Source organism: Phenylobacterium sp. (assembly GCF_031360265.1).
Taxonomy (GTDB): domain Bacteria; phylum Pseudomonadota; class Alphaproteobacteria; order Caulobacterales; family Caulobacteraceae; genus Phenylobacterium.
Map to the genome: position 1 here is coordinate 38,196 of NZ_JANMBF010000104.1, position 12,682 is coordinate 50,877.

Sequence of the window (12,682 nt, forward strand, 5' to 3'; positions counted from 1 at the left end):
GCTTGAAACCGAAAACCATCGCGGTCGTGGGCGCCGCTGAAACCACCCAGATGGGCAGAATCCCCGACATGTCGGTGATCGGCCTGCACGCCGACGCGGCGCTGAACGCGCTGGCCGACTGCGGCCTGAAGCCCTCGGACATCGACGGGGTCGCCACCGCCGGCGCGAGCCCGGTGGAGCTGGCCCACTATCTTGGCATCACGCCCACCTATGCTGACGGCACCAGCGTCGGCGGCTGCTCGTTCATGCTGCACGTGCGCCACGCGGCCGCGGCGATCAACGAGGGACTCTGCAACACCGTGCTGATCACCCATGGCGAATCGGGGCGAAGTCGCATCGGCGCGGGCAGGTTCGGCGGCTCGGCATCCAGCCTCGCCGGACAGTTCGAGATGCCCTACGGCCCCTCCGGCCCGCCGACGATGTTCACCATTCCGGTGCTCCGCTACATGAAGACCTATGGGGTGACCGAGGAGGACCTGGCCATGGTCGCCGTGGTCCAGCGGGAATGGGCGGCGATGAACCCCCGGGCCAGCTTCAGGGACCCGATCAGCGTCGCCGACGTGCTCGGCTCCGACATGATCGCCTGGCCGTTCCGCAAGCTGATGTGCTGCCTGGTCACCGACGGCGGCGGGGCGCTGGTCCTCACCTCCGCCGAGCGGGCCAGGGATTTTCCGCAAAAGCCGGTCTACATCCTGGGGACGGGAGAGAGCGTCGAGACCCCGCTGGTCAGCCAGATGGAGGACTTCACCTCGTCCAAGGCGTTCCGGGTCTCGGGCAAGAAAGCGTTCGGCGAGGCGGGGATCACGCCCTCCGATGTCGATCACCTGATGATCTACGACGCCTTCGCCCACCTGCCGCTCTATGGTCTCGAGGACCTGGGGTTCTGCCAGCCGGGCGAAGCCAAGGACTTCATCAACGGCCGCAACACCGCCCCGGCGTCCGCCCAGGGACCAGCCGGCAAGCTGCCGCTCAACACCAATGGCGGCGGGCTCTCCTACATGCACTCCGGGATGTATGGGATGTACGCCCTGCAGGAGAGCGTGCGGCAGATGCGCGGGATCGCACCGGCTCAGATACCGGGCGCCAAGGTGGGTGTCAGCCACGGCGTCGGCGGCATGTTCGCCGCCTCCGGGACGATCATCTTCTCCAACGAGGCGCCCTAAGCGGCCCTGGTCGCGCCCGCCGCGTCGCCGGCCTGACTGCGCAAGGCCATGGCGGCGGCGATGCTCTCGAGCAGGACCTGGGCGTGGATCGGCTTGGACAGGTGCAGGTCGGCGCCGGCGTCCTGGCTGGAACGGACATGTTCGTCGAGCGCGTTGGCGGTCAGCATGATCACCGGCGTCCTGGCCTGGCCAGACTCATGCTCATAGGCGCGCAGCTGGGCGGTGGCCGAGAGCCCGTCGAGCTCCGGCATCTGCATGTCCATGAGCACCACGTCGAAGGGCTGGGTCTTGAGCAGCGCCAGCGCCAGCGCCCCGTTCTCGACGATCACCGGGATGACGCCGACGGACTCCAGGATCAGCTCGACGACCTTCTGATTGGTCGGATGGTCTTCGGCCACCAGCACGCGGCAGCCGGCGATGTCGATAGGCGCGACCGGCGCCTGGTCCTCGTCGCTCGCCCCGCCCTCCAGGCGCTCCAGCGGCGCGAAGACGGAGAAGATGGACCCGTGGCCCGGCGCCGAGGTGACCTCGATGCGACCGCCCATCAGCTCGACCAGAGACCGGCTGATCGCCAGACCAAGGCCGGTGCCCCCGAAGCGGCGGCGGATCGAGGCGTCGGCCTGTTCGAAACGGCGGAACAGGCGCGCGCCGGTCTCCTCGTCAAAGCCGATGCCGGTGTCGGAAACGTCGAAGCGAATGGACCCTCCATCGACCCGCACGGTCAGCGTGACGTCCCCGGCTTCGGTGAACTTCACCGCGTTGCTGAGCAGGTTCGAGAGCACCTGGGTCAGGCGCACGGTGTCGCCGGCGAAGCGCCCCTCGGCGTCAGGCGCGATGGTCCAACGGAAGTTGAGGCCCCGGCTCTGGGCCGACGCGCGGTGCAGCTCGGCGATTCCGCCGACCAGCCGGCGCATGGTGAAGTCGTCGCGGACCAGCGTGATCTCGCCGGCCTCGATCTTGGAGAAGTCCAGGATGTCTGTCAGCACCCGCTCCAGCAGGCGTCCCGACGAGACGATCAGTTCGGCGAGCTCGCGGCCCTTGGCCGAAGTCTGTTTGCCCGCGAGTGTCTCGGAAATGGCGATGACGCCGTTCAGCGGCGTGCGCAGCTCGTGGCTCATGTTGGCCAGGAACCGCGACTTCTCGGCGTTGGCGCGCTCCAGCTGGGCGGTGCGCTCGCGGACGCGATCTTCCAGCGAGGCCAGTACGGCCTCGACCTTGTCCCGCTCGGCCCGGAGCGACTTGGCCAGCACGCCAATCTCGTCCTTGCGGCGTTCCACGTCGCCGACGTCGGGCCGTTGGTCGTCGCCGTAGGCGGACGGTTCCCAGGACGCAGCCAGGCGCTCGATCGGGGTGACGATGCTGCGGCGGGCCAGGAGGACCACGGCCAGGGTCTGAATCATTGAGGCGATGCCGCCGATCAGCAACACCCAGGAAGCCGACTTTGCCGCCGAGGCGACCACTTCGGCCTTGGGATAGCTCAGCAGCAGGTACCAGTTGGGGCCGTTGAGGCGGCCAAAAGCGACGATCTGGCCGCCGTCGGGACTGGTGATCACGCCGCTTCCGCGCCCGTCCTTCGCCACGGCGGCGACCAGCCGCCGCAGGTCGAAGCGCTTCTGATAGGCGGCCAGGGTCTTCTCCGGCGCGCCCTGGTTGGTGAAGCCGGGATAGGCGATCAGCTCACCCTTGGAGGTGACGATCAAGGGCGAGGCGCCCGAGGGCGTGTTTTTGACCGCATTGAGGAAGAAGCCGGTGAGCTCCATGGAGGAGCCGAACGAGCCCACATAGCGGCCGTCCACATAGGCCGGCGTCAGGCAGGCCGTCGCCAGCCGCTTGCCCACCTTGTCCTGGATCAGTCGCTGCAGGTTGGTGCAGCGGGTCGCGCGCTCGGGATCGGCGGCCGGGAGGGTGACCTTTGCCATCTCTTCCTGGGCGATGCTCAGATCGGCGGGGGCGTCGCGGCGGTAGAACATCAAGTGGTCGGGCCGGTCGGGGCCGTACATTACCAGTCGGGTCGCCGGCGTGAAGAAATAGAGGTTGTCGTAGTCGCGGCGCGCGGCCTGGCCGAGGTCGGCGACCAGACGGAAGGCCGCCACCAGCGCCTTCAGCTCCTGCGGCGGCGTCTCCCGGGCGTGGCTGATGAAGGCGCCCATGCCGTAGGTGAAGTCGCCCTGGTCGCCGACGCCTTCGAAATACTCCGGCCGGCTGCGGCGCGTGCCGTCGGCCTGCAGCGGCATGTAGAGATCGGCCAGGCGCGTGACGTCGGCGGTCGACAGATGGTCCATCCGCCGCTGCAATTCCTCACCGGCGGCCTTGTGCAGGGTCGAGAGGTTGGAGAACTGGCGATCGACGTTGCTGGAACGCTCGCGCACGTAGTCGGTCAGGTAGCCGATCTGGCGGCTCGACAGCTCGCGTTCGAACACCACGAAGGCCCCAAGCGTGCCCAGAACCGTCATGACCAGCGACATCAGACCAACGCTGATCAGGAATCGGCGGGAGAGCGACTTCATCGGGTTTGCAGTTCCATGGCCAGCCAAGCATGGAGCTTCTTTGTTAGGGTCCGGTTGACGACCTAGACAATGGTCCGCGCTGCGGGGCCGAGGAACCTCGGCCGCGCCTATCGATCGAACTTGGTGGCCAGCACGATGGCGGAGTTGGTCCGCTCCACACCCTTCAGCGCGCCGATCTCGTCGATCAGGCCGTCCATCTCGCTGACATTGGGGGCCTCGACCGTGGCGATCATGTCGAAGGGACCACTGACCGACTGCAGCCTTCGCACGCCGGAGAGGCGTTTGAGCGCCGCGGTGACGGCGGACGCCTGCTTGGGTTCGACCGTCAGCATGACAAAGGCGTGGATCAGGGCGGCTTCACGGGCCTGCGAGAGCCTGACGGCATAGCCGGCGATCACCCCCGATCGCTCCAGGCGGGCCAGTCGGCTCTGGATCGTAGTGCGCGAGAGGCCCAGGGCTCGAGCCAGTTCGGCCACCGGCGCGCGGGCATTGTCGCGCAGCCGGGCCAGGAGATGCTGGTCGAGATCGTCCATCGTCGTTTCGCCTGTTTTAATCAGCAATAAGTCGGATTCATCCCACAATATCGCCGATCTGCAAATTGATTCCGGTTTTCCCCGACTGCATCCTGGTTCGAACGTCAGGGGAACTTCGCATGTTGAAAGTGGCAATCGTCGGCGCCGGCAAGATCGGCTCGACCATCGCGGGCCTGCTGGCCGGCGCCTACGAGGTGTTGGTGATCGACCAGAGCGCCAAGGCGCTAGCGGAGATCAAGGGTGCGGCGAGAATCCGCATCGCGATCGACGACCCGGCCGCACTCGCCCAGGCGCTGGGCGGCTGTTTCGCGGTGGTCAACGCCGCGCCCTATCAGCTGACCACCATCGTCGCCCGCGCGGCGAAAGAGGCCGGCGCCCACTACCTGGACCTGACCGAGGACGTGGCCGCGAGCCGGGTGGTGCGCGAGCTGGCCGAGGGCGCGGCCACCGCCTTCATTCCCCAATGCGGCCTGGCGCCGGGGTTCATCACCATTGCCGCCTGGGACCTGTGCAAGCATTTCGACGAGCTGCACGACGTGCGCCTGCGGGTCGGCGCCTTGCCGCGCTATCCGTCCAACGCGCTCAACTACAACCTGACTTGGTCCACCGACGGGGTGATCAACGAATATTGCGAGCCCTGCGAGGCCATCGTCGGCGGAACGCTCCGCGAAGTGCCGGCTCTGGAGGAATGCGAGGAATTCGCCCTCGACGGGGTGACCTACGAGGCGTTCAACACCTCCGGCGGCCTGGGGACGCTGTGCCAGACACTGGCGGGCAAGGTACGCAATCTCAACTATCGCACCATCCGCTATCCCGGCCACGCGGCGATCATGAAGGCGCTGCTGAACGACCTGAACCTGCGCAATCGGCGCCCGCTGCTGAAGGACATCCTGGAGAACGCGGTCCCGGCCACCCTGCAGGACGTGGTTATCGTCTTCGTGACCGTCAGTGGACTGAAGGCCGGCAAGCTGATGCAGGAGACCTATGTCAACAAGGTCTATGCCGAGGTCGTCGGCGGCGAGATGAAAAGCGCCATCCAGATCACCACCGCCGGCGCGATCTGCGCGGTGCTGGACATGCTGGCCGACGGTCAGCTGCCGCAGTCGGGCTTCATTCGCCAGGAAGACATCCCGCTCGCCGATTTCCTGGGCAACCGCTTCGGACGCTTCTACGCTCCGGACGACCAGACCCATCGCGCCGCCCCCCCAAGCCTCGCCGCCGAATAGGGAAGACACCATGACCCTGCAGACCAAGATCGGCTCCGTCGCGGCCGAAGCCGCGCAAGTGCTCGCACGCCTGGGCGTGCCCCAGGCGATGTGGACCGGCGGCGATCGCTCGGTCCGGTCTCCGGTGACCGGCGAGACCCTCGGCCATGTCCACGACACCCCTGTGGCCGTCGTCGGCGCGGCGATCGAGGCGGCGCAGGCGGCGTTCCTGGCTTGGCGCAATATTCCCGCGCCGCGCCGCGGCGAACTGATCCGGCTGCTGGGCGAGGAACTGCGCGCCGCCAAGGCCGATCTGGCCCAGCTGGTGACGCTGGAAGCCGGCAAGATCGTCTCCGAGGCCAATGGCGAAGTTCAGGAGATGATCGACATCTGCGACTACGCCGTGGGCCTGTCGCGCCAGCTGTTCGGCCTGACCATCGCCACCGAACGGCCGGACCATCGGATGATGGAAAGCTGGCGGGCGCTGGGGGTGGTCGGCGTGATCTCGGCGTTCAACTTCCCCGTCGCCGTCTGGTCGTGGAACGCCGCCCTGGCCATCGTCTGCGGCGACGCGGTGATCTGGAAGCCCTCGGAGAAGACCCCGCTGACCGCGCTGGCGGTCCAGGCCCTGTTCGATCGCGCCGCCGCTCGGTTCGGCGACGCGCCGCGGGGTCTGTCAACGGTGATCCTCGGCGGCCGCGAGGTCGGTGAGGCCCTGGTCGACCATCCGCGGGTCGCGCTGGTCTCGGCCACCGGATCGACGGCCATGGGCCGCGCCGTGGCGCCCCGGCTGGCCGCCCGATTCGCCCGCGCCCTGCTGGAGCTCGGCGGCAACAACGCCGCCATTGTCGCCCCCACCGCCGATCTGGACCTGACCCTGCGCGGTGTCGCCTTCGCGGCGATGGGCACCGCCGGCCAGCGCTGCACGACGCTGCGGCGACTGTTCGTCCATGATAGCCTCTACGACGCCTTTCTGCCGCGCCTGAAGGCGGCCTATGCCTCCGTGCCCGTGGGCGATCCCCGGCAGGCAGGGACGCTGGTCGGTCCGCTGATCGACGCCGGTTCCGGCCAGGCCATGCAGCGCGCTCTGAGCGACGCGAAGGCTGCCGGCGGCCAGGTTTGGGGGGGCGATCCGGTCGTCGTCGCCGGGTGTCCCGAGGCGATCTACGCCCGCCCGGCCCTGGTCGAAATGCCGCCTTCGGCAAACGGCGGCCAGGCCGAGGTGGTGCGCCGCGAAACCTTCGCCCCGATCCTCTACGTGATGCGGTACACGGAGCTTTCGGATGCGATCGCCCTGCAGAACGACGTGCCCCAGGGGCTCTCGTCGTCGATCTTCACCAACGACCTGCGCGAGGCCGAGCTGTTCGTCTCCGAGCGCGGCAGCGACTGCGGCATCGCCAACGTCAATATCGGTCCGTCCGGTGCGGAGATCGGCGGGGCGTTCGGCGGCGAGAAGGAAACCGGCGGCGGCCGCGAAGCCGGCTCCGACAGCTGGCGGGCCTATATGCGCCGCGCCACCAACACCGTGAACTATGGCGCGACCCTGCCGCTCGCCCAGGGCGTCGAGTTCGACGTCTGATAGGCTCTAACGTTCCACCGTCGTCCGCTGCATCGGGGCCAGTCGGGCGAGGAACCGGTTCTGGGCGCGGAAGCCGATCTTTTCGTGGTCCATCGCCGTCTGCAGGTGCTCGACCAGCAGGTTGAAGTCGGTGTTTTGCAGGCCCAGGTCCTTGTGGGCGGCCTTCATGTCGCGGCCGGAATAGTCACAGCCGCCGTTCAGCAGGAAGCAGAACTGCTCCTTCAGCGTCCGGCGCAGGCGCGCCATGTCGTGGCTCCTGAAGATGTCGGCGATGCGCGGGTCGGCCAGGCTCAGATCGACCAGTTCGTCCACCACGCGATTGACGCCGGCCTGGCGGTGAAAGGCGGTCCACATCGCGCCGCCATCGAACGGCGCTGCGCCGGCGTTGGCGGGGCTTTGCGCATAGGCGGCCACGGCCTCCTCGCCAGGATGGGTCAGGGACGGATGTTCGATCACGAAGGCCGGCGCCGTCGACAGGGCCGCGGCCAGGATCAGCGCGTGGATCATCTCAGAACCCCGCCTGCAGAGAGAGGTAGAGCCCGCGCTGGCCGCGGAAGGTGGCGATCTGCCCAAGGTCCGCATAGGCCGCCGTGACCGAGAGGTTTTTGCTGATCGCGAAGGCGGCGAAGATATCCATCCAGTCGTCCTCCTTCAGGCCCAGGTTGCTGGGCTTGGTGCGGTATTCCACGCCGATGGCCAGGCGCCGGGTGACCAGCAGCGCGGCCGACCCTTCGAACTGGGGCTGGTAGCTGTCGTTCCCCGGTCCGCCAAATCCGAGCAGGCCGGTCTGGTTGGCTTTGGTGGCCCGCATCGCGCCGTTCAGCACCAGGCTTTCGTTCAGCAGCACCTTGCTGGCGGCCACGTACCAGTCGACGCCCTGATCATGCTTGCCGCCCAGCAGGCCGATCACCGCCCCGTGATCGGCCTGCTTGACCTGCACGCCCACCGCGACCTGAGGTCTCCAGCTGTCCTGGTCGTAGACCGCATCCCCCAGCACCCGCAGTTTCGCGCCCAGGACGTCCTGGTGAAAGGTGAAACCGGACCCCAGTCCCAGCTTCGCGCCCGTCCCCTGGGTGTCGAAGTCCTGCCGGGCGTAGGAGAGTTCGAGGCGATCATAGAGTCCGACCGCCGTCCCATAGGTGGTGAACTTGTAGTCGGGCAGGGTCAGCCGGGTCGCGTGCAGATTGCCGCCGATCCCGTCGCGCGTCTCATAGCCGGTGATCAGCGCCCAGCTGGCGATCCCGCCCCCGCCGGCGCCCTCGACGTTGCTGACGCCACCGGTGAGCAGCAGCTTGCCGCCGGCCCGCAGGTCCTTGGCATGAACGGTGTGCGCGCTTGTCAACAGAATCGCACACAACAGCGCCAGCCGAAGCTCACCCATGTCCCAGACGTCTCCGCGACCACAGTTGGGGTGACGCTGAGCGAAATTAATTTACATCGCGTTCAGGCTGACACGTTAGGCCTCGGGCATGGGCCATGCTTCCACCTGCGCCGCGGCTCTCGTGCTCGCCGCCCTCCTGCCGCTAGCCCAGTCCGCGACGGCCGCCGACCTCAGCGTCACCGTTCGCGGCGAAGACGGCGCAGCCCTGGCCGATGCCGTGGTTGTCGTCCACCCGGCGGGCGGCGCCGGCCCGATGGCCGCCGTGCGCTACAGCTGGCCGCTGACGATGGCGCAGCAGAACATCGCCTTCAATCCCTATGTCCTGATCGTCCCCCTGGGCTCGACCGTCGGCTTTCCCAACAGGGACAAGGTGCGCCACCACGTCTATTCGTTCTCGGCGGTCAAGAAGTTCGAACTGAAACTCTATGGCCAGCAGGACGAGCGCACGGTGACCTTCGACAGGCCCGGGATCGTGGCTCTGGGCTGCAACATCCACGACAGCATGATCGGCTTCATCTACGTGGCCGACAGCCCCTTCGCGGCCAAGACCAACGCCGCCGGCGAGGCGGTGATCCATGGCCTGCCCACCGGGGGCGCCCAGATCTCGATCTGGCATCCGGACATGAAGGCCAAGGCGCCGGTCAGCCAGCCGCTAAGCCTGGCGGCCACGACGGTGAAAGTGTTCGTGCTGGGCCTGCGCCCCCCGGCGACGCGGCACAAACACTGATCCGGCGACGCGGGCGTCAGCCATAGGCGCGCGCCTTTGCGGCATCCTCGGCGAGAAACGCGATCAGGTCCTCGAGCGGCAGGGGCCTGGCGATCAGATAGCCCTGGGCCTGGTCGCAGCCCATGGCGGACAGGATGGCGAAACAGGCGTCGGTTTCCACGCCCTCGGCGGTGACCTTGAAGCCCAGGCTGTGGGCCAGGTCGATGGTCGAGCGCACGATCAGGGCGTCGCGCTGGCTCTCGGTGACGCCCTGGACGATGGACATGTCGATCTTCAGTTCCTGGCCGCGAATGCGCTTCAGATAGGCCAGGGAGGACAGTCCGGCGCCGAAATCGTCGATGGAGATGGCGATGCCTGCCTGGGCGAAGCGGTCGAGCATGGCCAGCGCCACCTCGGGGTTCTCGATCACCGCCGTTTCGGTGATCTCGAAGATCAGCCGCCCCCGCGCCTGCCTGGCCTGGGCCACGGCGAAATCGGCGAAGTCGGGCTCGCCCAGCGTCCGGCCGGAGATATTGATGGCCATTTCGACCGGATAGCCGGCATCGGCAAGCCGCGCCTGGTCGGCGATGGCGCGTTTCAGCGCCCACTCGGTCAAGGCCCGGATGTGTCCGGTTTCCTCGGCCATGGGGATGAACAGGTTAGGAGGCAGCAGGCCGCGAACCGGGTGGCGCCAGCGCGACAGCGCCTCCACCCCCGTCACGCCGCGTTGGCGCATGTCGAATTTCGGCTGGTAGAACAGTTCCAGGCCGCCCTCGGCGATCGCCCCCAACATGCCGCTCATCAACGACAGGTTCGAAGCCGGGTCGCCATAGGCGTCCGCGTCGAAGACGGCCACCTTACGCCGGGATTCGCGCGCCTGGCTGAGCGCGATGTTGGCCTGCTCGATCGCGGCCCCCGGCCCGGCGCCGCGGACCACCGGCGCCAAGCCTAGATGGAAGCTGACATCGATCGCATCGCCACCCACCTGCAAAGGATGCTCGAGGTCGGCCATCAGCCGGGTGGCCCTGTCGGCCGCGTCCCGCGGACCTTCGGCGACAAGGGCGAACCCCAACACGTCGCTGGCGATGCGCGCGACGCCTGAGCCGGACGCCAGGCCCGCAAGCCGGTCGCCGATCGTCCGCAGGGCCTGGGCGGCCAGGACATAGCCGACCGCGCCGCGCAGGTGGTCGAAGCGGTGAACACCCAGCGCCGCCACATAGAGCTCGCCGCCCGGTGGATCGCTGAGCGCCTCGACCACCCGTTCCAGCGCCAGCCGATTGGGCAGGCCGGTCTCGCCGTCGTGCAGGGCCAGATGGGTGATCCGCCGCTCTCGGTCACGGATCTCCGTGGCCATGCTGTTGAAACTCTGCGCCAGGCGGCCGATCTCGTCGGTAGTCTCGATCTCGACGCGGGCGTCCTCGCCCCGCTGCAGGCGCCGCGCCGCCTCATCCAGCGCCGAAATCGGGCGGGTGATGCCCCGCGCCAGCGCCCAGGACCCCCAGCCGACGACCGCCAGACCGCCGAGACCCGCCAGCGCCACGATCACCAGCATCAGCCGGTAGGGTTTCAGCGCCAGCGCCAGGGGATAGCGCAGAACCAGCACGGCGGGGGCGTCGGCGCTGAGTTCCGGCAGGCGCTTCACCAGGGCCAGGGACCTGCCGCCAAGTTCGTCGATGACTTGGGGAGTGGCCAGCCTGCCGGCCAGCGCACGGTCGATGAAGCCGCTGAGACGCAGGCGATCCGGCTCGCCCAGGCTTGCGTCGAAACGCCAGCCCTTGACGCCGCGATTGAACACCGCGGCGTTGAGCGGGATCGCGGAAAGCCGCTCCAGGGCACGCATCTCGGTCCGGTCCAGGCGGACGGCGAACACCAGCCAGCCGATCTGATCGGGCGACATCACCGGGGAGGCCATGACCTGGTAGGGGACCCCGCCCAGCGACACCACGCCGGAGGGATCGTCAGCCGCGTCGAAGGCCGCGGTGAGTCGTCTCGCCTCGCCGCCCAGCGCGCGCGCATCCGCGCCGATCACCCGCCCGTCGGTGGCGACGATGAAGGCGCGGTCGATGCTGAACCGCTGTTTCAGGTTGTCCATCGCTGAGACGATGGTCGCGCTGTCACCCGTGGCCACCGCTTCGCGGAAGCCGAAGTCCTTCGACAACAACGCCGCGCCTTCGCGCAGCCGCTCCGAGCGGAGCGACCAGACGCGGTCGAACACGGTGCCGCTGGCGGTCAGTTCGGCGCGCACCTGCCGCTGGGCGGCCTGGTCGATGGCGGCGAAGACCGAGATCGAGACCAGCAACAGCGTCGCGCCGAACAGGGCGAGATAGAGCACGGTCAGGCGGGTGCGCAGACGGGTGAACATCGGTGCGCGCGTTCAGGGGCCGTCGGCCGGCGCGACAGCGGCGCGCACGGAGATCAGGGGCCAGGTGGAACGCACACGCATGGCCGCACGCTAGCCGCGGCGGGTGAAGGTCACGTAAACCCCGGTAAAGGCGTGATATCCTGGCTGGCGACGGTTGGGGTTTGCCCTGCCCGCGGCGGCTTGGCACAATCGCGCATTGCCGATCGCCTCGCGGGGATTTCCCGCCTTCGTTTTGAAAGTTCGAGACTTTGACGATTTCCAACCCGGCGCCCGCGCGCGCGGCCACGGCGACTCAAGGGGCCGGGTCCTTTGCCTCGGTCGAGGCCCTGGTCGAGGGCCTGGGAAGCGTCGGTTACATCGCCTCGCGGCGGATCGCCACCGCGCTCTACATGGCCGTCCACCTGCAAAAGCCGATCCTGGTCGAGGGCTCCGCCGGGGTCGGCAAGACCGAGCTGGCGCTGTCCACCGCGCGCCTGCTGGCCCAGCCGCTGATCCGCATGCAGTGCTACGAGGGCCTGGATGAATCCAAGGCGCTCTATGAGTGGAAATACGGCAAGCAGCTGCTCTATACCCAGATCCTCAAGGACAGGATGGGCGTGGCGCTGGCCGATGCGCCCGACATGGACGCGGCCATGGATCGTCTGCACGGCATGGGCGACCTGTTCTTCTCCGAGCCCTTCCTGGAACCCCGACCGTTGATGCAGGCGCTGCGCCAGGACGATGGCTGCGTGTTGCTGATCGACGAGATCGACAAGTCCGACGAGGCGTTCGAGGCCTTCCTGCTGGAGGTGCTGTCGGCCTACCAGGTCTCGGTGCCGGAACTGGGGGTGATCGTCGCCAAGACTCCGCCGCTGGTGTTCCTCACTTCCAACAATGTCCGCGACCTGGGCGATGCGCTCAAGCGCCGCTGCCTGCACCTGCACATCCCGCTGCCGGAGCCGGCCCTGGAGGAGCGGATCGTCGCCACCCGGGTGCCTGGTATCGAGCAGACGCTAACCAAACAGTTGGTGGCCTTTGTCCAGTCGCTGAGGACTCTCGACCTGCGCAAGGCGCCCTCGATCTCCGAGACCGTCGACTGGGCCCGGGCGCTGGTGCTGCTGCACGCGGGCGCGCTGGAGCCGGCCATGGTCCGCGACACGCTCAACGTGATCCTCAAGTTCGAACAGGACATCGTCGCCGTCGAACCGCAGATCGTCGAGCTGATGCACCGGCGTTGATGCGCGTGCGCGCCCACCAAGCCATTACC

At 68.0% G+C, this 12,682-nt stretch carries 10 protein-coding genes; 5 read left to right on the plus strand and 5 right to left on the minus strand.

Features of this window, described 5'->3' with window-relative positions; translation table 11 throughout:
- Nucleotides 1-2 precede the first annotated feature (2 nt).
- Complete coding sequence (locus RMN86_RS09595; RefSeq protein WP_309605619.1) at nucleotides 3-1,163, plus strand: thiolase C-terminal domain-containing protein; 1,161 nt, start codon at nucleotides 3-5, stop codon at nucleotides 1,161-1,163.
- Here the strand turns inward: RMN86_RS09595 and RMN86_RS09600 are convergent.
- Both RMN86_RS09600 and RMN86_RS09605 read right to left on the minus strand, forming a co-directional pair.
- Complete coding sequence (locus RMN86_RS09600; protein ID WP_309605620.1) at nucleotides 1,160-3,670, minus strand: ATP-binding protein; 2,511 nt, start codon at nucleotides 3,668-3,670, stop codon at nucleotides 1,160-1,162. The genes RMN86_RS09595 and RMN86_RS09600 overlap by 4 nt on opposite strands.
- A gap of 107 nt (nucleotides 3,671-3,777) precedes the next feature.
- The gene (locus RMN86_RS09605) at nucleotides 3,778-4,203 is read right to left on the minus strand and encodes an Lrp/AsnC family transcriptional regulator (protein WP_309605621.1); all 426 of its coding nucleotides are present in this window, start codon (nucleotides 4,201-4,203) and stop codon (nucleotides 3,778-3,780) included.
- Nucleotides 4,204-4,322: 119 nt separating this feature from the next.
- On the opposite strand from RMN86_RS09605, the gene RMN86_RS09610 reads away from it, so the two are divergent.
- Nucleotides 4,323-5,429: a saccharopine dehydrogenase family protein gene (locus tag RMN86_RS09610; RefSeq protein WP_309605622.1), complete on the plus strand. Its 1,107-nt coding sequence runs from the start codon at nucleotides 4,323-4,325 to the stop codon at nucleotides 5,427-5,429.
- A gap of 10 nt (nucleotides 5,430-5,439) precedes the next feature.
- Entirely contained in the window at nucleotides 5,440-6,987 is a 1,548-nt protein-coding gene (locus RMN86_RS09615; protein WP_309605623.1) for an aldehyde dehydrogenase family protein, read from the plus strand.
- Between the two features lie 6 nt (nucleotides 6,988-6,993).
- Here RMN86_RS09615 and RMN86_RS09620 read toward each other — a convergent pair whose 3' ends face one another.
- Nucleotides 6,994-7,494, minus strand: a complete 501-nt coding sequence (locus tag RMN86_RS09620; protein ID WP_309605624.1) for a group 1 truncated hemoglobin — start codon at nucleotides 7,492-7,494, stop codon at nucleotides 6,994-6,996.
- A 1-nt stretch (nucleotide 7,495) separates the two neighbouring features.
- Nucleotides 7,496-8,368 carry a DUF3034 family protein gene (locus tag RMN86_RS09625; RefSeq protein WP_309605625.1) on the minus strand — a complete coding sequence of 291 codons (873 nt, stop codon included), beginning with the start codon at nucleotides 8,366-8,368 and terminating at the stop codon, nucleotides 7,496-7,498.
- 88 nt (nucleotides 8,369-8,456) lie between these two features.
- Here RMN86_RS09625 and RMN86_RS09630 point away from each other — a divergent pair, with 88 nt between their 5' ends.
- Complete coding sequence (locus RMN86_RS09630; protein WP_309605626.1) at nucleotides 8,457-9,095, plus strand: methylamine utilization protein; 639 nt, start codon at nucleotides 8,457-8,459, stop codon at nucleotides 9,093-9,095.
- A gap of 16 nt (nucleotides 9,096-9,111) precedes the next feature.
- Here RMN86_RS09630 and RMN86_RS09635 read toward each other — a convergent pair whose 3' ends face one another.
- A complete protein-coding gene (locus RMN86_RS09635) occupies nucleotides 9,112-11,436 on the minus strand; it encodes an EAL domain-containing protein (RefSeq protein WP_309605627.1) in 2,325 nt (774 codons plus the stop codon).
- Nucleotides 11,437-11,684: 248 nt separating this feature from the next.
- On the opposite strand from RMN86_RS09635, the gene RMN86_RS09640 reads away from it, so the two are divergent.
- A complete protein-coding gene (locus RMN86_RS09640) occupies nucleotides 11,685-12,653 on the plus strand; it encodes a MoxR family ATPase (protein WP_309605628.1) in 969 nt (322 codons plus the stop codon).
- The last annotated feature ends 29 nt before the right edge of the window (nucleotides 12,654-12,682 follow it).

What these genes read in the sequence shown, in the direction of transcription:
- RMN86_RS09610 (WP_309605622.1), top strand. Translation starts at nt 4,323, where the DNA reads ATGTTGAAAGTGGCAATCGTCGGCGCCGGCAAGATCGGCTCGACCATC.
- RMN86_RS09625 (WP_309605625.1), bottom strand. Translation starts at nt 8,368, where the DNA reads ATGGGTGAGCTTCGGCTGGCGCTGTTGTGTGCGATTCTGTTGACAAGC.
- RMN86_RS09620 (WP_309605624.1), bottom strand. Translation starts at nt 7,494, where the DNA reads ATGATCCACGCGCTGATCCTGGCCGCGGCCCTGTCGACGGCGCCGGCC.
- RMN86_RS09630 (WP_309605626.1), top strand. Translation starts at nt 8,457, where the DNA reads ATGGGCCATGCTTCCACCTGCGCCGCGGCTCTCGTGCTCGCCGCCCTC.
- RMN86_RS09600 (WP_309605620.1), bottom strand. Translation starts at nt 3,670, where the DNA reads ATGAAGTCGCTCTCCCGCCGATTCCTGATCAGCGTTGGTCTGATGTCG.
- RMN86_RS09615 (WP_309605623.1), top strand. Translation starts at nt 5,440, where the DNA reads ATGACCCTGCAGACCAAGATCGGCTCCGTCGCGGCCGAAGCCGCGCAA.
- RMN86_RS09605 (WP_309605621.1), bottom strand. Translation starts at nt 4,203, where the DNA reads ATGGACGATCTCGACCAGCATCTCCTGGCCCGGCTGCGCGACAATGCC.
- RMN86_RS09635 (WP_309605627.1), bottom strand. Translation starts at nt 11,436, where the DNA reads ATGTTCACCCGTCTGCGCACCCGCCTGACCGTGCTCTATCTCGCCCTG.